This is a genomic window from Acinetobacter sp. HZNU-JH01 (assembly GCF_037996845.1).
Taxonomy (GTDB): Bacteria; Pseudomonadota; Gammaproteobacteria; order Pseudomonadales; family Moraxellaceae; genus Acinetobacter; species Acinetobacter haemolyticus.
This window is the reverse complement of the sequence record NZ_JBBMZX010000001.1, coordinates 2,020,377-2,040,932: the sequence shown is the minus strand read 5'-3', so window position 1 is coordinate 2,040,932 and position 20,556 is coordinate 2,020,377. Positions and strand designations below refer to the sequence as shown.

Genomic DNA, 20,556 nt, shown 5'->3' with positions numbered 1-20,556 from the left:
CATTTTATCCATGTTTATTCATCTTCATCATAGATATAGCTCATACAACCCCACCCATCGTACTCACCTGAAAACTCTTGTGCGATACGCACCATCCACTCTTCTAGATCAGCAATATCTTCATATTCCAGCATCATATTGACGTGTACATTTAACACCCACATATCGGAACCATCTGAATGTAGCTCTTCTTGATAGAGGGAGATTTTTTGTTCTTGGTGTAAAAGATGCAGGGCACATTTTTCAACCTGTTCTTGTTTTTCAAACACGATTGAAAATTCAACCTCATGCGGCTCACTTAGGTCATTCCCATCTTCAACCATTTGCCACAGTACATTGCCATTATCATCATCTGGAAATTGGTCATAATCGCGTGTCATAAGAATATCCTTTGTTATGTTGTCTAGTTAATGTTTGGCTATAGATTAACCTATTTTTATGTCAGTTTTTAGACGCATCAATATAATAATTGTAGCGAACGCCCCCGCCAAATGATCCCCATAAATTAGTTTGTCTGAAGATCATATTCGATTGACAGCACCACTTGATCCAAGCATCGAATACCGTTTTCAAAAATAGGTTCGGGATAGTTTTGAAAGACATTGCGCTCGATATGGGACATACGAAAACCACATTTTTGATACAGCGCCAATTGATCAAGGCTAGAGTTGCCCGTTTTTATCCATAAAGTGTGAATGCTAGACTGCTGAAAAGCGCCAACCACATACAAAATCAAGGTCTTGGCTAAACCTTGTCCCTGCTGACTTGGATCAACCGCAAGATTTTTTATTTCGGCTTGATCTACATTTTGAATCAAACAAAGCTGAGCAATAATTTGATCTTGCTCATTTATCATCACAAAAATATCTGCCTGCAACAGATAAGTCGAGATCACAGCCCAATCCGGATCAGCTGCAAACAAAAGCGACTTAAGCTGTGCTTGTTGCAGTTCTGTCAACTCAAGCCAAGTACGACGTTGGACTGGATACATGATTGCTCCTTTTGGCGAAGTCCTAGAATCTTACCTCAGCGTGAATTTCTATGTCTTGCTGATGAAAAGGATGTTGAAAAGCCAGATACGCCGCATGGAGGGCCATTCGTTTCAAATGAAATTTGGCAGGTTCGGGATGATACAATTTATCCCCCATAATCGGGTGTCCAATATGCATCATATGAACGCGTAGCTGATGTGAGCGTCCTGTCACTGGCTCTAAACGAACGCGGCTCTGATCCGTTTCTGCATCGTAATGCAACGATTGGTATAGGGTCTTCGCTGGTTTGCCCAATTCAAAATGAACCATCTGACGTGGGCGATTCTCCCAATCGGTAATCAGTGGCACCTCGACACTGCCCTCAGCTTGAATCTTTCCCTGTACCAATGCCTCATAATATTTTTTGACTGTCCGTGCCTGAAACATTTTGCTGACTGCCACTTCCGCATCACGATGTTTGGCAAACATCAATAAACCTGATGTTGCCATATCCAAACGATGCGTCACTTTGGCAGATGGATATTTTTCTAACACACGTAAATAAGCACTATCTTGATGCTCTGGTAAGCGCCCCATAACCGACAACAAACCCGCGGGTTTATTCACCACAACCAAATCATCATCTTCATAGAGGATTTCTAATGGTTGCTGCGGTGGTGTGTAAATAAAATTGTCGTTTAGCGCCATGTAGATCAAAATAGTCAAAGAGAAAATCAGCGCAAATCATAAAGAAATTTAGGCAATACCGCAAAAGCATTTCTTCTACCAAATAAGCAAAGATCTGGTTGAGGTTTCACGTGAAACCACAGCTTATTCAACTGAATTTAAATTGATTTAATTAGGTCAAAACCTGTAATTCAGGCTGATCATCCAATTTGAAAAAAGGCAATAATAATGCCTCCATATTATAAAACCCTTTCGGTTTATCTTTTAGGTTTTCGATGGCAAATAAAATACCGTTACCAAAGGCTTCACGGGTGATGGATTCGTGTTTGAGTCGCACCGTTTGAAATGGAAAACCGAATAAAATTTCATGCACTCCCACAATCCCACCTGCACGTACTGATTTAATGCTGTCTTCAGGCAGATCAAGTTCTCTTGTGATGACTTTGGCTGTACCTGAAACCTCAGGTTTTGCCTTAAAATGCTCTTCAATCACATCAATATCGGTCTCTGGTGCAATATTTTTCAAAATCTTTGCTGCAAGAATGACAAAATTGATCCCAAGAGTAATATTAGGTGAATGTAAGACACAAGTTTGAGTTGCAAGCTGTTTTAGTTGTTGAATTCGCTGTTCAGGATATTGAGATACCGCACTGATAATCGTGATACCGCGTCTCGCCGCTTCCTCAGCATAGTAATCCAAGCCATTTTTTGAGGAAAAATCAACAATAATATCAACTGGATAACGATCTAAAAGTGCAGCTATAGAATATTCATCTTTTGAAAAAATATGGCTAGGTTCATCGGATTCTATTCCCAAGAAATCAGCAACCGACTGCTGTTCCAACTGTTTTGATTGACGGATAACCCATTGTAAATTGGTCTTTTTCGACTCTAATAATACTGATGCAACTGCACGGCCTGTTTTACCAAAGCCAATAATACCCACTTTCATTTGAATTGTCCTTTCATGCATTTGAGGGCTTCCCAACATCCCCCAATCGAGATTTATCAGATACCAAGATTCATCTCATAAATTGTGTAAATACCCTCCAAAACACCAAAGTCAGGCTCAAACTAGCAACTCAGTTTGACACTGTCAATCAAGTAAAGCATGTTAAAAATGAGTCTATATAATATAACTATTTGAAAATAATAAACTTATTAAAGTGTCACATTATATGTAGCCAATAGAAGTTTTGTATAATCAATGATTTATATTGAACAAAGATGAAGAAATTAGAATGAAGGGAGGCTTAGTTTTTAGTTTTTAGTTTTTAGTTTTTAGTTTTTAGTTTTTAGTTTTTAGTTTTTAGTTTTTAGTTTCAGAATTTTGAGGGTATCAAGGGAAAACATGTTGTTTACTTCAACACCTATGACTTTGTAAGCCATAACCTTTGCCTATAAACTTTTGATCTATAGCGTCCTAAGCCGAATCGAGACCTTCTGGGTTCGTACACACTTGCTTTGTAAGCATCGGTGCATGCTACTCTTTTCGATCCCTTTCACACCCTTGAGACATAGTTTAGGCAGATCGAGGTGGGATTGTTTTGCTAAAAACCAAAAGATTTTTTATGTTTTTAGAAACAATTTCTAATCAATGCTTAAATATTGGAAATATTTCCCACAGCCAATAAAAATATGAGATTTATATTCCGATATATTCAAATTTACATGTGTATTTTTTCATTTAGGCATGAAAATTATGCCCAAATCACCATAATCGCAGCTACGATCACCAACCATAAGCCCAAGTGGTCTGTTCTCGCTAATTTTTCTTTAAAGAAAAATGCTGAGATCAGTAAGCTAAATAAAATCTCAATCTGACCGAGCGTTTTCACAATCGCAACGCTTTGCATACTCATTGCACTAAACCAACCCAATGAAGCAAGGAAACTGCAAACACTGACTTTGAAAGTGAGCCCCAATCGTTGCCACATTTTATATAAGGTCTGACGGCTAAAAATCCCGAGATATATCAACATAATGATGCATTGAAAGCTGATCAAGCTACAAAGTACCCACGCTGCGCGATGGAGAAATGGCAACATACCGAATTCTAAACTGGCTTCACGGACTAACAATGAAGTAATCGCAAAACATAAACCACTGCCTAAGCCAATCATGAGTGTTTTGATTGAAAGTTCGGTGTGTTGCCGTCCTTTACTCAGTAAAAATACTGCCACTGCACCAATCGAAACGCCTACCCATCCCCATGCAGTTAAATGCTCTTGTAAGAACAACACACCAACCAATGCCGCTAAGATTGCTTCACTTTTGGCAAGTCCGACCCCAATGGCATAGTTCTTTTGTTGAAATAATTTGACCATTAAAGCGGTTGCATAGATTTGGCTCACCCCAGCAATCACCACATAGAACCAAAATTTATGGGTGAAGCTGACTTCGCTCGTCACAGGTTGTTGGTTATAGAGAAAAGCCAAATAACTAAAGGCAAAAATCGGTGCAAATAGAAATCTTGCCAGTGTCGTGCCATAAACATCGACTGTGGTACTGAGTTGTTTTTGAAATGCATTGCGCCATGCCTGCATAAATGCAGCCATCAGGGTGAATAGAATCCAAGTAAATGTCATATAGGCGGATGGGCACTTAAAATATGCATGTAATTTACTCGTTTCATTGTAATTTTTCGAGCTTTGCGTTGAATAAATTGTTTGCTGATATAGCTCGCTCTCTTATTTTCACTCACAAAAAAGCCCTATCGAGTGATAGGGCTTTCTTCAAAACAGCGGATAACTGTTTGGTGTCTGCGGCTTAAGCAATCTTACTGTTAAATTGATTGCCAAGGCATTTGGTACACGGAGGTAAACGATCAGTACCAATTTCTAAATAAACGCGATGTCCGCATTGGACACAAAAATAGAAACCTGTTCCAGGTTTTTCACCAGCAGTAACCATCTTTGTTCTCCATAGATTTTAGAAATGGTTCATATACTATAGCGTGATAGTTTTGATTATTTATTGACCTTTATGACAAATGGTGGTGGCGGAAAAGTTAAAGATGGAATTTAGATATTTTTCATCTTACCAAGCTTTGACTCCTCTCTATCTCTTAAGCGGCACAATAAATTAATGGGATAACGCCTGCATCTTTAGCTGCATGAGAAAAAGAAGATAAAATCCATAAGAATTGAATGATGTGACCTCGAACTTTTTTTCCTTCCTTTATTTTTTCGAATTCTGCCTTTATTTTTGATTTAGAAATAAAAGAGCAAGCCAGAATACATTTTCTATGTAACTTATGACTTTTTAACAATCTTTCTATATCAAAGTTGAAATCAGTTTTTTCTTTACGGATCCGACTAATCACTGTCTGAACTCCAGCCTCTCCCTCACTATCCTTTCCACTTTTATAATACCCTACTAAAGTAGAGTTATACTTATTCAATATTTGATCTTTAGAAAAATGCATATTACCTAAATTTTTAATTCCCTGACCTATAACATCATGTAATTTACTTGCAGAGTTCGTAGTTTTATTTAAATATTTTGAATGAATAAAATTAATACTGAACTCATTCAAATTCAAAGTTATGTGATCAGCCCACTCATCACCTAAATCATCACAAAAAATATAATCTTCACTCGCAAATATATTTTCTATAAAGCCAAACATAGAGTCACTATCAAAAGCTGTATGAGTATCTTTAAAAGACCCTTTCTCCGACTTAACGTTTTCAATATCCTTTTGTGGCACTAACATTTCAAGAATACTATCTAGTTCAGATATCCCTGATCTATCTTCAAAACAACTATCCATAAAATACATATATTTTGGATCACCAAAAGTTACACTAAACAATCCTTTTCGATTTATATATGACATAAAACTTTCTGACTTATTATTTTCTTCAACTTTTATTTTTCTTAATATACTTTTCGTAAATAATGATAATGTATTTTTATTAACTCTTAATTTTGAGTTATCTTCAAAGCCAATAATTTTTAGATCTGAATCAATTTCATAAACCTCTTCAAGTTTAGTGAGTAGCTTATCTTGAAATCTCTCAGATAGATCAATAGTTTTCTTTGAACGTTTTTTCTTACCGTCCAATACTTCTATTTTTAAAAGTTCATACTTAAGCTTTATTTGACCACTAAATACCCTATCAACAATCTGACCAATATCAATTAATAATGATGAAGGACTTGTATTTTCAAGTACTTCTCTTAAGTGAACTCTTTTTGCGAACAACGACAAAAAATCATTTTGACTAGAAGTCTTAAACAACTGTATCTGTAAGTTAGCCCAATTAACTATACTATCAATTGGCTGTCTAGCAGATGACTCAACTAATCTTCCAGTTCCTGAAATCGACTTTATACTTCCCCCATCTCTTACTTTTATGTGTGACGGGATTGAGCGACCAGCAGCATGTGTTGGTAATGTTCCCTTTAAGTTTGCTGCCTCAAGCGAGCGACTACGCACAGCTTTATCAGACACAGTCATGTTCCGAAGTGACATTTTTTGGAACTCAACACTTTCACCCAACAACTTACTTAACTCTTGAGTTTGAATTAATTCGAATTTTTCCTTTAATACTTGTGAAAATCCTGAACAACTTTTACTTAATATCACCAAATAATCATCTAATTCAATTATAGTAATAAAAGCATATATTCTATCTTTAACACTATCATCATTAAGAAAATATACAGGTCTTACTGTTGGAAAAACCTTAATACTTATTTTGTATTCAATATTTTCAGGTGTAACCTTTATATCTCGATAAACATCAATTATAAATTTTGAGTCTTTCTCTTGATTTAAAACAGCTTCATTTAAAACATCTGAAATGATGTTGTCATTTAAACCGCCATTAGTCTTATAAAACTGTACATTTTTTGTTAAATCTAATCTATCAGGCATATTCTCACCTTTCTCTATAAAAAACCCCACTTTAAAGTAGGGCTTCTTTTAAACAATATCAATTACTTTTAGCTAAAGTCTTAAGCCACTTGACCTTCTAAAAAGTCTTGTGCAAAACGCTGTAATACACCGCCCGCTTCATATACAGAAACTTCTTCTTCTGTATCTAAACGGCAAGTTACAGGAACTTCAAGAATTTCTTCTTTACCATCAGCAGTTGAACGTTCAATCACTAAAGTCAAAGTCGAACGCGGTGAGATATTACCAATCACGCTATATAGCTCAGTACCATCTAACTTCAACGTCTTACGGTTCACACCTGGTTTAAACTCAAGCGGTAACACGCCCATACCCACTAAGTTAGTACGGTGAATACGCTCAAAGCCTTCAGCCACGATTGCTTCAACACCTGCAAGACGAACACCTTTCGCTGCCCAGTCACGGCTTGAACCTTGACCATAATCCGCACCTGCAACAATAATCAACGGTTGCTTACGGTTCATGTAAGTTTCAATCGCTTCCCACATACGCATCACTTCGCCTTCAGGCTCTACACGCGCTTTTGAACCTTGTTTAATCGTGCCGTCTGAACGAACCACCATTTCATTAAACAATTTCGGGTTGGCAAATGTTGCACGTTGTGCTGTCAAATGGTCACCACGGTGTGTCGCGTATGAGTTGAAGTCTTCTTCAGGTACGCCCATTTTGTGTAGGTATTCACCTGCAGCCGAATCCATCATGATCGCATTGGAAGGCGATAAATGGTCAGTCGTGATGTTATCGCCCAAAATTGCAAGCGGACGCATGTTGGTCAAAGTACGTGGTGCAGCCAACGCCCCTTCCCAATACGGCGGACGACGGATGTAAGTGCTCATAGGACGCCAGTCGTAAAGTGGGCTTTCCGCTTGCTCAACTTCACCGAGGTCAAACATTGGAATGTAGACTTTACGGAATTGTTCAGGCTTCACAGCTTCTTTTACCAGTGCATCAATTTCAGCATCAGATGGCCAGATGTCTTTCAGGTAAATTGGATTACCGTCTTTGTCTGTACCCAGTGCATCTTTTTCGATGTCAAAACGAATTGTCCCTGCAATCGCATACGCGACAACAAGTGGAGGCGATGCCAAGAACGCTTGTTTTGCATAAGGATGGATACGACCATCGAAGTTACGGTTACCCGAAAGTACCGCTGTCGCATACAAATCACGGTCAATGATTTCTTGTTGAATCACTGGATCAAGCGCACCTGACATACCATTACACGTCGTACATGCATATGCCACGATACCAAAACCAAGTTTCTCTAGGTCTTTGAGTACGCCAGCTTCTTCAAGATAAAGTGCAGCCGCTTTAGAACCTGGTGCAAATGAAGATTTCACCCAAGGTTTACGTACTAAACCAAGTTCATTGGCTTTACGTGCCAATAAACCTGCTGCCACGGTGTTACGTGGGTTTGAGGTATTGGTACAAGACGTGATCGCAGCAATGATGATTGCGCCATCAGGCATTAAACCATCAGTACGGTTTTCAACAACACCTGCAATACCTTTTTCTTTCAAGTCAGCAGTAGATACACGTGCATGTGGGTTTGATGGACCTGCAATGTTACGAGTGACTGTTGAAAGATCGAAACGGAGTACACGTGGGTACTGCGCTTTGGTCATATCCGATGCCCAAAGACCGATTTCTTTTGCGTATTGCTCAACCAATGCCACTTGTGCATCTTCACGACCTGTCAGGCGTAAATAATCAATCGTATTTTGGTCGATGTAGAACATCGCAGCCGTTGCACCGTATTCAGGTGTCATGTTCGAGATGGTTGCACGGTCACCAATCGACATGGTGTCTGCGCCTTCACCGAAGAACTCAAGGTATGCACCAACTACGCGTTCTTTACGTAAGAATTCAGTGAGTGCCAATACGATATCAGTAGCCGTGATGCCAGCTTGACGCTGCCCCACCAGCTCAACACCGATGATGTCTGGCAGACGCATCCACGATGCGCGACCCAACATTACATTTTCAGCTTCCAAACCACCAACACCGACTGAAATCACGCCAAGCGCATCGGTATGTGGTGTATGTGAATCTGTACCCACACAAGTATCAGGGAAAGCCAAGCCATCACGGTTTTGAATCACTGGAGACATTTTCTCCAAGTTGATCTGGTGCATGATACCGTTACCCGCAGGGATTACGTCGACATTTTTAAATGCGGTTTTCGTCCACTCGATAAAGTGGAAGCGGTCTTCGTTACGACGATCTTCGATTGCACGGTTTTTCTCAAACGCGTCAGGATCAAAGCCGCCATATTCAACTGCCAAAGAGTGATCCACGATCAACTGCGTTGGAACTACTGGGTTCACTTTAGAAGGATCGCCACCTTTGTCAGCAATCGCATCACGTAAACCAGCAAGGTCGACAAGTGCTGTTTGACCTAAAATGTCATGACATACCACACGTGCAGGATACCAAGGAAAATCCATGTCCTGACGGCGTTCAATCAATTGCTTTAAATAATCAGTTAAGTTTTCTGCATCAGCTTTACGTACAAGCTGCTCTGCCAACACTTTAGATGTGTATGGCAAAGTTTCATATGCGCCTGGCTGAATATCTTCAACGGCTTGACGCACGTCATAGTATTCGAGCTGGGTATTACCTTGATAATTTGGCAGCGGTTTACGGTATTGATTTGTCATTAACCACGCTCCGCCAATGGTTTAAATTCTAAGTTTTCAGGGCCAGTATAGTTCGCGCTTGGGCGAATGATCTTGCCGTCTTGACGTTGTTCAATCACGTGTGCTGACCAGCCAGCTGTACGTGCAATCACGAATAATGGAGTGAACATTGCTGTTGGAACACCCATCAAGTGATAGCTCACCGCACTGAACCAGTCGAGGTTCGGGAACATGTTCTTCACTTCTTTCATCACTGCTTCTAAACGTTCAGCAATGAGGTACATTTTGGTGTTCTCTTGCGCTTCAGCAAGATCACGCGCCACTTTCTTGATCACTTCGTTACGTGGATCAGAGATCGTATAAACAGGGTGACCAAAGCCAATGATCACTTCTTTTTTCTCTACGCGGCTACGGATGTCTGCTTCTGCTTCGTCAGCGTTGTCATAACGTTGTTGAATCACGAATGCAACTTCGTTCGCACCACCGTGTTTTGGACCACGTAATGCACCAATACCGCCAGTAATTGCTGAATACATGTCTGAACCTGTACCTGCAACAACACGTGAAGTAAATGTAGATGCGTTGAACTCATGCTCTGCATACAGAATCAAAGACGTATGCATGGCTTGAATCCATTCTTCCGATGGCGCTTCACCATGCAGTAGATGTAAGAAATGCGCAGCGATTGAGTCATCATTGGTTTCAACTTCGATACGACGACCATTGTTGCTGAAGTGATACCAGTACAACAATATTGAACCCAAGCTTGCCATCAATTTATCAGCGATGTCTTTTGCACCCGCTTCATTGTGATCTTCATGTTCAGGCGTTAAACAACCTAAAACTGATACACCTGTACGCATCACGTCCATAGGGTGTGCAGATGGTGGTAACTGCTCAAGTGCAGTTTTCAATGCTGCTGGTAAGCCACGAAGTGCTTTCAGTTTTGCTTTATACGCTTTCAACTCAGCTTTGTTTGGCAGTTTGCCATGTACAAGCAAATGTGCAACTTCTTCAAATTCGCTTCCAACTGCAAGGTCTAGAATGTCATAACCACGGTAGTGCAAGTCATTACCACTACGACCTACGGTACAAAGTGCTGTGTTACCTGCAACTTGACCACTTAACGCAACTGATTTTTTTGGCTTGAAGCCTGTTGGAGTTTCATTACTGCTCATAAGATTGTCCTTTTCTGTTCTTTCTATGTGAATTATGAGTTCTGAAATCCCACTTGCGGAGCTACAACCGCTCCTCACCTCCCTTTCCAAAGGGAGGGAAGTCCCCCTTTGAAAAGGGGGATTTAGGGGGATTTCTTATTTTGCTTTTTCAAACGATGCATCAAGATATTGTTCAAACGCATGGTAGTTAATGCGGTCATACAATTCTTGACGGGTTTGCATGGTGTCAACAACGTTCTTCTGTGTGCCTTCTTGACGCAAAGTCACATACACATTTTCCGCTGCTTTGTTCATCGCACGGAATGCTGAAAGTGGGTACAACGCAATGCTCACATCCGCAGAAGCCAATTCTTCAGTCGTGAATAATGGTGTAGAACCAAACTCAGTAATATTTGCTAATACAGGTACTTTGGTTGCATTTGCAAATTGCTTATACATTGCCAGTTCAGTGATCGCTTCAGGGAATAACATATCCGCACCTGCTTCGATGTAAGCGCCTGCACGATCAATTGCTGCTTGTAAGCCTTCAACTGCAAGTGCATCAGTACGCGCCATAATCACAAAACTTTCATCCGTACGTGCATCCACTGCCGCTTTGATACGATCAACCATTTCTTGTTGCGTCACGATCGCTTTGTTAGGACGGTGTCCACAACGCTTTGCGCCCACTTGGTCTTCGATATGCATCGCTGCCGCACCAAACTTAATCATTGATTTAGTGGTACGTGCAATATTGAATGCTGAAGCACCAAAACCTGTATCAACATCAACCAATAATGGTAGATCACAGACATCAGTAATACGGCGTACATCCGTCAATACATCATCAAGGTTACTAATCCCCAAGTCAGGTAAACCTAACGAACCTGCGGCAACACCACCACCTGACAAATAAATTGCTTTATAGCCTGCACGTTTTGCTAACAATGCATGATTGGCGTTGATCGCACCCACCACTTGTAATGGTTTTTCATTTGCGACCGCGTCGCGGAATAGCTGACCAGCAGATTTAGCCATGTTGATGTTCTCCTTGGGTTTGCAGCAATGTTTGCTCAACAATTTTGTAAGATGCATTGATGTGACGGTGCATTAGCATTTCGGCAAGTTCACCGTCACCTTCTGCGATCGCATCTAAAATGCGGATATGTTCGTCCCAAGCTTTGCTCGGTCGATTTGGGGTGTTTGAAAATTGAATTCGGTACATACGGATGAGGTGATACAGCTCATCACATAACATTTTTTCTAAGGTTTTATTACCACTGCTTTTAATAATGCAGTAATGGAAATCATCTTGACCTTCTTGTAAGTAATAACCCTTACCTGCTTTAAAGTTTTCATCTTCAGCATGCATTCGCAGTACATCACGCAATGCTAAAATTTGTTTTTTATCAATATGCTGTGCAGCCAACTTACAGGCTAAGCCTTCAAGTGAAGCACGAATTTGGTAAAGCTCTTGAAACTGTTGTAGAGAAAGAGAAACAACTCGCGCGCCCACATGGGCCGTACGCTCAACCAATTTCTGTCCTTCCAGACGATGAATCGCTTCACGCAATGGACCTCGACTGATCCCATAAATACGCGCCAACTCAGGTTCAGAAATCTTACTGCCCGCAGGAATTTGTCCTAATACAATCGCCGATTGAATTTGCTTAAATACGTGTTCCGTCAGTGTTCTTCCCTGACTCGTGCTTATATCTTGTGGAACAAGGGTATCTTGCATATTGTCGACAATCTCTACAGTTTTGATGATTTTATAACGAGATAATACAAATAATGCAATAGGATTGTCGACAATAAAATAGACTTGCTCAGTCAACCCTATAATCTAGATACAACATTTACAACACACGATAAATAGAGGAAATCATAAATAATTTCATTACATAACAATAGGTTAATAGCATGAATTTTTTATTCTTTGATTTAGATTATTCCGTTTTTTGACTTTGACTAGGCTTTATCCTAAGACCATGGTATGACAGCTTGATTGTAGACAATCCTTATAATCGAGCACTTTGCTACGAATTTTTGTAAGTAAATAATAGGGTCTGTTGATATTTCAGCCATGCATTGCGTTATTGGCTAAAACAACATAAACAAGGCATGAAACGCAGGCAATGGCCTTCCCTTGTCAAGTTTCATAACGCAGTTTAGGGAGGTTTTAGCCATAACCCTGCGGGACAGGAACATTTTTTGTCGTTACTGTGTTATGTTTCGCTCATTTAGAATAACTAAATTTCGCTAAACATGCCTTGTACCGTCTAAAAAATGTCCTCTGTCGCAAGCATCTGTGAAATGTCAACAGGCCCTACACTAGAAATGTAAATAACAGCGTGCTTCATCATCGCTTTATTGGTACATTATTGGGCATCTGGAGTCATGCTCCACAAGACACATCCATGCACCTTGTTGAATAAAAGGACATTGTTAATGTTTCAACATATCCCACCTTATGCAGGCGATCCAATCCTCTCGTTAATGGAACAGTTTAATGCTGATTCACGTGCTGAAAAGGTTAATTTAAGTATTGGTTTATATTACAACGAGGACAGTATCGTTCCACAGCTCGATACCATTATCGAAGCGCAAAAACGTATTGCACCTAAAAATGATAAAACCAAACTTTATCTTCCAATGGAAGGTTTCAAACCTTACCGTGATGCGATTCAAGCATTATTGTTTGGTGCAAATAGCCCTGCAATTCAACAAGGTCGTGTTGCAACCATTCAAACACTGGGTGGTTCAGGTGCATTAAAAGTGGGTGCAGACTTTTTAAAAACCTATTTCCCAAATTCAGAAGTGTGGGTGAGCCAACCAACGTGGGACAACCATGTTGCGATTTTCAACGGTGCGGGCATCAAGAGCAACTTCTATCCATATTTCGATGCAGAAACACGTGGCGTTGATTTTGATGGCATGTTGTCGACATTAAAAACTTTGCCTGAACAAAGCATCGTGTTGTTACACCCTTGCTGTCACAACCCGACAGGTGCGGATTTAAATCCAGCACAGTGGGATCAAGTGATTGCGGTATTAAAAGAGCGTAACCTCATCCCATTCCTCGACATCGCTTACCAAGGTTTTGGCGATGGTATGGAACAAGATGCTTATGCGATTCGTGCTTTAGACCAAGCTGGTTTGAACTTCATCGTCAGCAACTCATTCTCTAAAATCTTCTCACTTTATGGTGAGCGTGTTGGTGGTTTAACTTTCGTATGTGACGATGCTGAAGCAGCACAATGCACATTCGGTCAGTTAAAAGCAACGGTACGTCGTATCTACTCTAGCCCACCAACAACTGGTGCCTGGTTGGTTGATCAAGTGCTCAATGACGCTAATCTAAATCAACAATGGCAAGGCGAAGTGAAAGAGATGCGCGAGCGTATTATCAAAATGCGTAGCATCTTAAAAGATGAGTTGACGAAAGCGCTTCCTGACCGTGACTTTAGCTACCTTGTAAACCAAAAAGGCATGTTCAGCTACACAGGTTTGACAGGCGAACAAGTCGATACACTGCGTGAAGAGTATGCAATTTACCTTGTGCGCAGTGGTCGTATCTGCGTTGCAGGTCTCAACATGAACAATGTGTATAAAGTTGCCAAAGCGATGGCTGAAGTTCTAGCAAAATCAGCTTAACATCCCCTTGCGGAGCTATAATCGCTCCTCATCTCCCTTTTAAAAGGGAGATTTTATGGATCAAAAAAAGGTTGTTTCACGTGAAACAACCTTTTTTATTTTCTAAGCTAAGAGTGATTGAAATGAGAAACGCTCAACCACCTAAAAATAAGACTTTCTCTTTGCTTAATTCTGTATCAATCAATGTTCAATTACGCTTTGTCTTTGTATACTTCAACACATTGATAAACTACAAACAGCTCTTTTAAATGACTCAACTAACTTGCTTCAAAGCGTATGATATTCGCGGAAAATTAGGTACAGAACTGAATGAAGAAATCGCCTATAAAATTGGTCGTGCATACGGACAAATCTATCAACCTAAAAAAGTAGTGATTGGTTGTGACATCCGTCTGAGTAGTGAAGGCTTAAAGCAAGCAACCATTCGTGGTCTGAATGATGCAGGTGTCAATGTTCTCGATTTAGGCATGACGGGTACTGAAGAAGTTTATTTCGGCGCTTTCCATCTTGATGTACAAGGCGGAATTGAAGTGACCGCCAGCCATAATCCGATGGACTACAATGGCATGAAATTGGTTCGTGAAAATGCACGCCCAATCAGTGCTGATACAGGATTAAAAGACATCCAAGCACTCGCTGAATCAGGTGCTTTTACCGAAGTTGAGCAAAAAGGTACAACTGCAAACTATAATATTCTGCCAGAGTTTGTCGAGCATTTATTAACCTATATCGACCCTCAAAAAATCAAACCACTCAAGCTGGTGGTAAATGCAGGCAATGGCGCAGCAGGTCATGTGATTGATGCCATTGAACAAAAATTCGAGCAACTCAATATTCCAGTTGAATTTATTAAAATTCATCATGAAGCAGACGGTACTTTCCCAAATGGTATTCCGAATCCGATTCTGATTGAAAACCGTGACAGCACCCGTAATGCCGTACTGCAACATCAAGCCGATATGGGCATTGCTTGGGATGGTGACTTTGATCGTTGTTTCCTGTTTGATGAAAAAGGGCAGTTTATCGAAGGCTATTACATCGTCGGTTTATTGGCACAGGCCTTCCTGATCAAGCAATCAGGTGAGAAAATCGTGCATGACCCACGTCTAGTCTGGAATACCTTTGATATTGTCAATCAATATCAAGGCGTTGCGGTACAATCAAAATCTGGGCATGCTTTTATTAAAGATGTGATGCGTGAACACAATGCAGTTTACGGTGGGGAAATGAGCGCTCATCATTATTTCCGCGACTTTGCTTATTGTGATAGCGGTATGATTCCTTGGTTACTCACCATTGCCCTACTCTCAGAAACAGGGCAATCTCTTTCGACACTCGTGGAAAATATGATTGCCAAGTTCCCATGTAGCGGAGAAATCAATTTTAAAGTAGCAGACACGCAAGCAACGGTTCAAAAGATCTTTGATCATTATGCAGACCAAAATCCACAGATTGATCGTACCGATGGTGTGAGTCTGGATTTCGGTGCATGGCGTTTAAATGTTCGTGCGTCAAATACAGAACCATTACTTCGACTGAATATCGAAAGCCGTGCAGATCGAAATCCACAGCCAATGCAAAGTTATGTGGATGAGCTAACTGCACTGATTCAAGGGTAATCTAAGAATTAAAAAAACAGGGAGCAATTGCTCCCTGTTCTATTTGAAACAGTAGTTACTGATATCCATTAGGATTATGCTTCTGCCAGTTCCAGCTATCTGCCAGCATATCTTCCAGCGTATATTGGGGCTGCCAACCAAGCTCATTTTTAGCTCGCGAAGCATCAGCATAAAATGCGGGTAAATCTCCGGCTCTGCGTTCAGCAAATTCTGTCGGAATCTGAACCCCATTAACGTTTTCAAACGTTTCTTTAATTTGCAAAACTGATATTGGAGCGCCAGTCCCAATGTTCCAAGCTCGACAACCTTGATTATTTAGACGATTGGACACTGCCTGCACATGGGCTTTCGCCAAATCTACCACATGAATAAAGTCCCGTTCACAAGTACCATCTTTGGTTGGATAATCATGACCAAAAATAGATAGTTTTTCACGACGTCCTACAGCAACTTGAGTCACGTAAGGCATTAAATTATTCGGGACTCCTCGTGGATCTTCACCTATCTGCCCACTTTTATGCGCACCGACAGGATTAAAATAACGAAGTAAAGCGATTGACCATCTAGAATCTGCTAACGCCAATTTTTCTAACATCTGCTCAATAACCAGCTTGGTATAACCATAATTATTATTGGGCAAACTTAAAGGCATATCTTCCTGATAAGGAGATGGATTTAATTCACCATATACCGTTGCTGATGAACTAAATACCAGTGTAAATTTACAAGCTTTTTCCATCGACCTCACAAGTTGAATACTACCTGCGATATTATTGTCGAAATAAATTAAAGGATTAGACTGACTTTCACCTACTGCTTTTAAACCAGCAAAATGGATCACCGCATCAATTTGATGAGACTGAAAAAGCTCATCTAATGCAGTTTCATCACGAATATCGCCTTGTACAAAAACCAAGGTTTTATTTGCTAATTTTTGTACTCTAACTAGCGATTCTTCGGAGCTATTTGAAAGATTATCAAATACAACGACCTCATGACCCGCGCTGAGCAATTCTAAACAAGTATGTGAACCAATATAACCAGCACCACCTGTGACTAAAATTTTAGCCATCTGTCTTTCCTAATAATATTTTTAATAAACCTTGAGTAGATGCATCGAAACTTGATAAATCCTCTTGTTCACGATTTAGAATCGGTAACAGTTGATTGGCAATTTCTTTGCCTTTCTCAACACCCCATTGGTCAAAAGGATTAATATTCCAAAGTACGGATTGCACAAAGACTTTATGTTCATACATTGCAATCAACATCCCTAAACTATAAGGATTCAATTCTTTTAATAGGATTGTTGAACTTGGTTGATTACCTGAATATTGTTTATAAGCAGGTAAGTCTTGTAACTCATTAGCCGCAAGAGCTTGATTACCAAAGGCCAATAATCTTGATTGTGCCAAACAATTTGACAATGCTAAATGGTGTTGTTCAACGAACGCATCTGCATTTTCCACATAGGTAAACTGATTGCCGTTATAGCGTTTCACGGGTGCGATGAAATCACAACTCACCGAATGTGTGCCTTGATGTAAAAGTTGATAAAATGCATGTTGTGCATTCGGCCCAACCTCGCCCCACACAATTGGACAAGTTGCAGTATCGACTTTGTCTCCATTTCGCTGAATCGACTTTCCATTCGACTCCATTTCTAACTGCTGTAAATATGCCGCAAAATATTTTAAGCGTCCATCATAAGGCAATACAGCATGGGTCTGAATATCGAGGAAATTGTTATTCCATGTACCTAACAAGCCCATTAAGACAGGGATATTTTGATGAAATGACGCATTTTGAAAATGTTGGTCAATCGCATGCGCACCAGCCAACAGTTGCTTAAAACCTGCTACACCAATGGTTAATGCAATTGGCAAACCGATACAAGACCATAGAGAGTAACGACCACCGACCCAATCCCAAAGTTGCAATTGTTTATCAGCTGCAATACCCCATTCCGTCATTTTTTCAGGCTTAGTTGAAACCCCAATAAAATGATTTTTCAGAATTTTATCATTACTACCTAATGCTTTTTCTAACCATTGACGAACAGTTTGTGCATTGGAAAGCGTATCAATGGTGCCAAACGATTTTGATGAAATAATAAAAAGCGTTGTTTCGGGTCGTAACTGATGTAATAAATCAGATAACTGACTTCCATCCATGGTGGAAACAAAATGTACAGCTAAAGGTTTAACCGTCGAGACTTTAAAATCAGACAGTGCATGAGTCACCATCAATGGACCTAAATCGGATCCACCAACACCGATATTGACCACATCTTGAATCACTTCACCTGTTGCACCACGATATTGTCCCGCATGAATTTTTTCTACTAAGGCATACATACGATCAAGTTGTGCATGGACTTGTGCTGTGATTTCAGACTGAAACGCTGAATCTCGTGGCAGTCGTAATGCCCAATGCATCGCTGCGCGATGCTCTGTATAATTAATTTGCTCAGATGAAAATAATGTTTTGATCCAACGCCCTAGGCTTTGTGCATCTGCGAGTTCAACCAACGCTTTTAAGATGTTTTGATCAACACGATGCTTACTAAAATCCAAGACAATTTGATCATGTTCAACCGAGAAGTGGCTAAAACGCGCAGGATCATCTGCAAACAAAGTATTGAGGTGGACATCTTTAAATTGCTTTTGCAAAGAGACTAAACGCTCTAAAACAGAAGCCTGCTCTTGTACAGGAAAAGGCTGTATGTGTTTAATCATAATTAACGCCCCACACCCATATAAGCAAAACCTTGTGCTTTCACATAATGAGGATCATATATATTGCGCCCATCTAAAATCAACGGATGTTCCATCAACTGAATGAGTTGCTTAAAGTCTGGACTCCAGTATTGCTTCCAAGCAGTTAAGACACACAAACCGTGAGCATGATGTACTGCATCATATTGATCATTACAGAGAATTAAATCGGCTCTTTCACCATAAATCATCGCGATTTCATCTAATGCTTGTGGATCATGTAAACGAACCGTTACGCCTTGCGCCCACAATGCTTTTAACATTTGATGTATCGGTGATTGTTGAATACTTGAAGTATTCTCCTTAAATGAAGCCCCCCATATTGCTATGGTTTTGGCTTGTAATTCTCCATGATAATAATTCCACAATTTACGGAACAGAATTTCTTTTTGTTGTTCATTAATATCCCAAACTTGCGCGAGTAATTGACTTTTGACTCCAGTATTTGCAACAGTACTTGCCAACGTCAAAACATCATGAGAAAAATTCTCCCCACCAAAGCCTGCACCAGGATACAAATAGGCAGCACCAATTCGATTATCCGCAGCCATTCCCTGTCTAACCGAAGCGATATCAATACCGAGTTTTTCAGCAACCACCGCTAAATCATTAATATAGCTAATTCGGGTTGCTAACATGCCTGAAATACTGAGTTTGGTAAACTCCGCATCCAAAATTGGCATGAACAAATATTGTTGCTCTAGAGGAAAAAAAGGTCTTAATAACTCTTTGACTTTGCTTTGGGCACGACTGTCTAAGCACCCAACGATTAACTGCTTCGCTTGAGTTAGACTTTGCAAAGCATTACCTTCCTGAATTGTATCAGGTAAATAAACCCAATCATCTTCTGAAAGGATCTGCTGCATTTTCTCAGTGCCATGTAAGCCAAAGGTCGAAGCATTGATCATTAACTTGGGGTGAATAATGGTTCTTTGCTTAAGAGTCTCTAAAAGCTCAAAAACGAAGGCTTCTTGAGTTTGATTAAAGCTGAATAAATATCCATCGATATCTAAAGGAAGATTTTGAAGCGCAGCATATTTTAGAAACCCACTCTTCAACTGTTTTTCTAATAAGCGGCTGACATTTTCATCATGAAATGCATATTGCAAATCATTTTGTTGTTTCTGAGTATCTGAACACCAATACACAAAGTGCCCAGATTCAGATAGAAGTGCAGACATCACCCCAGCATATAAGGTATTGCCAAAAACTGCGATTTTCATAACCGTTAACCCTAAACCTATAGGGCTAACTCGCGAATTAAGCCCTTAAAATCTTCACCCAGTTTTGGATGTTCAATACCATAATGTAATACAGCTTTAAGATAACCAATCTTACTACCACAATCAAAGGTCTGCCCCTTCATTCGGTAGGCTTCAACAGGTTCAAGTTGTTGCAGGCTTGCAATAGCATCTGTCAATTGAATCTCATTACCCGCACCACGAGGGGTATTTTCCAACATTGTCATAATTTTGGCAGGTAAGATATAACGGCCCACAACCGATAAATTCGAAGGTGCTGTTCCCACTGCGGGTTTCTCAACAATCCCTTGCATAACAATACTCTCACCCTCGTTTGGAGAGTTTGCCACATCTACGATACCGTATTGATCGACCAAATGGTCGGGCACCGCTTCTACCATAATTTGCGCAGCTCGCGATTGCTCAAAGCGTTGAATCATGAGCAACAAATCATTTTCTGGCGCAGTATCTTTCACCAACACATCAGGCAGCAAAACAGCAAAAGCGTCATCCCCCACGATATCTTTTGCACAAAGCACAGCATGTCCTAGCCCTAAAGGTTGCGGCTGACGTACACTCACGACGCTGACATGTTTTGGTAGAATATCGGTGATTTCTTTGAGTAAATCGAATTTCTTTTTTTGCTCTAACGTTGTTTCAAGCTCAAAGTTGCGATCGAAATAATTTTCAATCGATGCTTTAGAAGAATGCGTAACCAAAATAATTTGCTCGATTCCCGCCTTTACTGCTTCATTCACAACATATTCAATCGCTGGACGATCCACCACCGTTACCATCTCTTTAGGAATGGATTTACTTGCTGGCAGAAAACGCGTGCCTAAACCTGCAACAGGTAAAATTGCTTTTTTGATCATAACTTTTCT

17 protein-coding genes are annotated in these 20,556 nt (G+C 40.2%); 2 read left to right on the top strand and 15 right to left on the bottom strand.

Going from position 1 to position 20,556, the window contains the following annotated elements; genetic code table 11:
* Nucleotides 1-14 precede the first annotated feature (14 nt).
* The 11 genes from AAC851_RS09755 to AAC851_RS09705 form a co-directional block, all read right to left on the bottom strand.
* Complete coding sequence (locus tag AAC851_RS09755) at nucleotides 15-380, bottom strand: ribonuclease E inhibitor RraB (RefSeq protein ID WP_004637429.1); 366 nt, start codon at nucleotides 378-380, stop codon at nucleotides 15-17.
* Nucleotides 381-505: 125 nt separating this feature from the next.
* Nucleotides 506-991, bottom strand: coding sequence for a GNAT family N-acetyltransferase (locus AAC851_RS09750; RefSeq protein WP_125502552.1), 486 nt, complete (start codon nucleotides 989-991; stop codon nucleotides 506-508).
* 22 nt (nucleotides 992-1,013) lie between these two features.
* Nucleotides 1,014-1,679 (bottom strand): RluA family pseudouridine synthase, encoded by a 666-nt coding sequence (locus tag AAC851_RS09745; protein WP_125502554.1) that lies wholly within the window; start codon nucleotides 1,677-1,679, stop codon nucleotides 1,014-1,016.
* Between the two features lie 151 nt (nucleotides 1,680-1,830).
* The gene (locus AAC851_RS09740; RefSeq protein ID WP_125502556.1) at nucleotides 1,831-2,610 is read right to left on the bottom strand and encodes a 4-hydroxy-tetrahydrodipicolinate reductase; all 780 of its coding nucleotides are present in this window, start codon (nucleotides 2,608-2,610) and stop codon (nucleotides 1,831-1,833) included.
* 748 nt (nucleotides 2,611-3,358) lie between these two features.
* Nucleotides 3,359-4,246, bottom strand: a complete 888-nt coding sequence (locus AAC851_RS09735; RefSeq protein WP_125502558.1) for a DMT family transporter — start codon at nucleotides 4,244-4,246, stop codon at nucleotides 3,359-3,361.
* Between the two features lie 181 nt (nucleotides 4,247-4,427).
* Nucleotides 4,428-4,571 (bottom strand): zinc ribbon-containing protein, encoded by a 144-nt coding sequence (locus AAC851_RS09730; protein WP_075316410.1) that lies wholly within the window; start codon nucleotides 4,569-4,571, stop codon nucleotides 4,428-4,430.
* Nucleotides 4,572-4,725: 154 nt separating this feature from the next.
* Nucleotides 4,726-6,543: a hypothetical protein gene (locus tag AAC851_RS09725; RefSeq protein WP_075316411.1), complete on the bottom strand. Its 1,818-nt coding sequence runs from the start codon at nucleotides 6,541-6,543 to the stop codon at nucleotides 4,726-4,728.
* 80 nt (nucleotides 6,544-6,623) lie between these two features.
* Nucleotides 6,624-9,242, bottom strand: coding sequence for a Fe/S-dependent 2-methylisocitrate dehydratase AcnD (acnD, locus tag AAC851_RS09720; RefSeq protein ID WP_340600823.1), 2,619 nt, complete (start codon nucleotides 9,240-9,242; stop codon nucleotides 6,624-6,626).
* Entirely contained in the window at nucleotides 9,242-10,399 is a 1,158-nt protein-coding gene (gene prpC, locus AAC851_RS09715; protein WP_100834177.1) for a bifunctional 2-methylcitrate synthase/citrate synthase, read from the bottom strand. The genes acnD and prpC overlap by 1 nt, the downstream gene beginning before the upstream one ends.
* A 135-nt stretch (nucleotides 10,400-10,534) precedes the next feature.
* Complete coding sequence (gene prpB / locus AAC851_RS09710) at nucleotides 10,535-11,416, bottom strand: methylisocitrate lyase (protein ID WP_340600822.1); 882 nt, start codon at nucleotides 11,414-11,416, stop codon at nucleotides 10,535-10,537.
* On the bottom strand, nucleotides 11,409-12,119 hold the full coding sequence (locus AAC851_RS09705; protein WP_109441945.1) for a GntR family transcriptional regulator: 711 nt from the start codon (nucleotides 12,117-12,119) through the stop codon (nucleotides 11,409-11,411). Before AAC851_RS09705 ends, prpB begins: the two co-directional genes overlap by 8 nt.
* Before the next feature lie 710 nt (nucleotides 12,120-12,829).
* Between AAC851_RS09705 and AAC851_RS09700 the strand changes: the two genes are divergently transcribed.
* Together AAC851_RS09700 and AAC851_RS09695 are read left to right on the top strand one after the other, a co-directional pair.
* The gene (locus AAC851_RS09700; RefSeq protein WP_340600821.1) at nucleotides 12,830-14,035 is read left to right on the top strand and encodes an amino acid aminotransferase; all 1,206 of its coding nucleotides are present in this window, start codon (nucleotides 12,830-12,832) and stop codon (nucleotides 14,033-14,035) included.
* A 248-nt stretch (nucleotides 14,036-14,283) separates the two neighbouring features.
* A complete protein-coding gene (locus AAC851_RS09695; protein ID WP_340600820.1) occupies nucleotides 14,284-15,654 on the top strand; it encodes a phosphomannomutase CpsG in 1,371 nt (456 codons plus the stop codon).
* A 55-nt stretch (nucleotides 15,655-15,709) separates the two neighbouring features.
* Here the strand turns inward: AAC851_RS09695 and galE are convergent, their stop codons facing one another.
* From galE to galU, 4 genes are read right to left on the bottom strand one after another with little or no spacing between them, the layout of a single operon-like run.
* Complete coding sequence (galE, locus tag AAC851_RS09690) at nucleotides 15,710-16,726, bottom strand: UDP-glucose 4-epimerase GalE (RefSeq protein ID WP_017395900.1); 1,017 nt, start codon at nucleotides 16,724-16,726, stop codon at nucleotides 15,710-15,712.
* Entirely contained in the window at nucleotides 16,719-18,392 is a 1,674-nt protein-coding gene (gene pgi / locus AAC851_RS09685; protein ID WP_340600819.1) for a glucose-6-phosphate isomerase, read from the bottom strand. Before pgi ends, galE begins: the two co-directional genes overlap by 8 nt.
* A gap of 2 nt (nucleotides 18,393-18,394) precedes the next feature.
* Complete coding sequence (locus AAC851_RS09680; protein WP_004637413.1) at nucleotides 18,395-19,654, bottom strand: nucleotide sugar dehydrogenase; 1,260 nt, start codon at nucleotides 19,652-19,654, stop codon at nucleotides 18,395-18,397.
* A 17-nt stretch (nucleotides 19,655-19,671) separates the two neighbouring features.
* Entirely contained in the window at nucleotides 19,672-20,547 is an 876-nt protein-coding gene (gene galU / locus AAC851_RS09675; RefSeq protein ID WP_340600818.1) for a UTP--glucose-1-phosphate uridylyltransferase GalU, read from the bottom strand.
* Between the last annotated feature and the right edge of the window lie 9 nt (nucleotides 20,548-20,556).